Source organism: Arcicella gelida (assembly GCF_034931025.1).
GTDB lineage: Bacteria > Bacteroidota > Bacteroidia > Cytophagales > Spirosomataceae > Arcicella > Arcicella gelida.
Genome location: NZ_JAYGIL010000068.1, coordinates 1 through 1,737, shown reverse-complemented (window position 1 = coordinate 1,737; position 1,737 = coordinate 1). Strand labels below are relative to the sequence as shown.

Sequence of the window (1,737 nt, the reverse complement as noted above, 5' to 3'; positions counted from 1 at the left end):
GAGGCTACTGAAAAAGTCTATTTATTAACTCTCATAAACGAGCAGAAAGCCTTAGCTTTTCTGCTCGTTTTTTTGTATCTTGAAATAGATTTATTAATGTATTTTAAGATGTTATCTCAGCAAGAAAAACTTCAGTTCAGTTCATATTCAAGCCTTTATGACCTGATTATTCCCAAAGATAACCTGCTCCGCAAAATCAGTGAGCTGATAGATTTTACTTTTATTTACCAAGAACTTCTTGACAAATATTGTTCAAATAATGGTCGTATGGCAGAAAGTCCTGTACGCATGTTTAAATATTTGTTATTAAAAACAATCTATACCATCTCTGACGTTGATGTTGTTGAGCGTTCTCAATACGATATGTCCTTTAAATATTTTCTTGGCATGAGTCCCCAAGATGCTGTTATCAATCCTAGTTCGTTGACTAAGTTCAGAAAGCTTCGTTTGAAGGATACTGATTTATTGAACCTATTGATAAACAAAACGGTCACTATCGCCCTTGAAAAGGGAATTATTAAATCCAAATCCATTATTGTTGACGCTACCCATTCTCTATCGAAATCCAATCCATATTCAGCACTCGAAGTCTTGAGAGAACGTAGTAAACTGCTACGAAAAGCAGTTTACACCATAGATGACAACATGAAGGCACGTATGCCTGAAAAGAACAGTTCTAATGAACTTGACAAAGAATTGGCTTATTGTAAAGCACTTGAAAAATATATAGAATCAGACCAAATCTTATGTTCCATTCCTGCGGTCAAAGAGAAGTTAAACCTCTTAAAGGAGACCCTAGAAGATACCCAAGAAAACTATATGCTTTCCAAAGATACGGATGCAAGGACTGGGCATAAATCAGCCGACAGTTCATTTTTCGGATATAAGACACATATTGCCATGACTGAAGAACGTATCATTACAGCAGCCGTAGTAACTTCAGGCGAAAAAGGAGATGGACCAGAGTTGCCAAAGCTTTTGCAGATTAGTCAGGCAAATGGCATAGAAGTAGATACTATTATCGGTGATACAGCTTACTCAGGGAAAGGAAACCTTAATTTAGCTAGTGGTCAAAGCATCCATGTTGTAGCAAAGCTAAATCCTTCGATTAGTCAAGGATTTAGAAAAGAGGAAGACAAATTTGATTACAATAAAGATGCTGACAGATTTGTCTGTCCTGCTGGTCACATAGCCATACGAAAGGCTCGACAAGGCAAAAAAAACATCGGAGAAAATCAGGTGGATACTTACTATTTTGACACAGAAAAATGTAAGTGTTGTCCTTTAAAAGAGGGTTGTTATAAAGATGGGGCAAAAACTAAAACGTATTCGGTATCTATAAAGTCAGCGTTACATCAAGAACAAATACACTTCCAAGAAACGGATTATTATAAAGAAAAGGCAAAACATAGGTACAAAATAGAAGCAAAAAATAGCGAACTGAAAAATGTACATGGATATGGACGAGCCAATGCTTATGGTATTGAAAATATGCAAATGCAAGGAGCTATGGCAATATTTACAGTAAACTTAAAAAGAATTCTTAAATTAAATGTAGCGTAACAAAAATGCTGTAAATGATAGGATAATAGTGCAAAAATACGCTGTGTGACAAGTTAAAGAACACAATAATCCACAAAAAGTAAACAAAAAAAAAAGAAGCGATTAAATAAAATCAAATTTTATCTAATCGCTTCTTAACCAAGTATTGAAACGTATCACTTTTTCAGTGACCTC

Annotated in this window: 1 protein-coding gene; it reads left to right on the top strand. The window is 34.9% G+C overall.

Annotated features, from left to right (window positions below):
- Positions 1-108 precede the first annotated feature (108 nt).
- Positions 109-1,563, top strand: coding sequence for an IS1182 family transposase (locus tag VB776_RS24425; protein WP_323699460.1), 1,455 nt, complete (start codon positions 109-111; stop codon positions 1,561-1,563).
- The last annotated feature ends 174 nt before the right edge of the window (positions 1,564-1,737 follow it).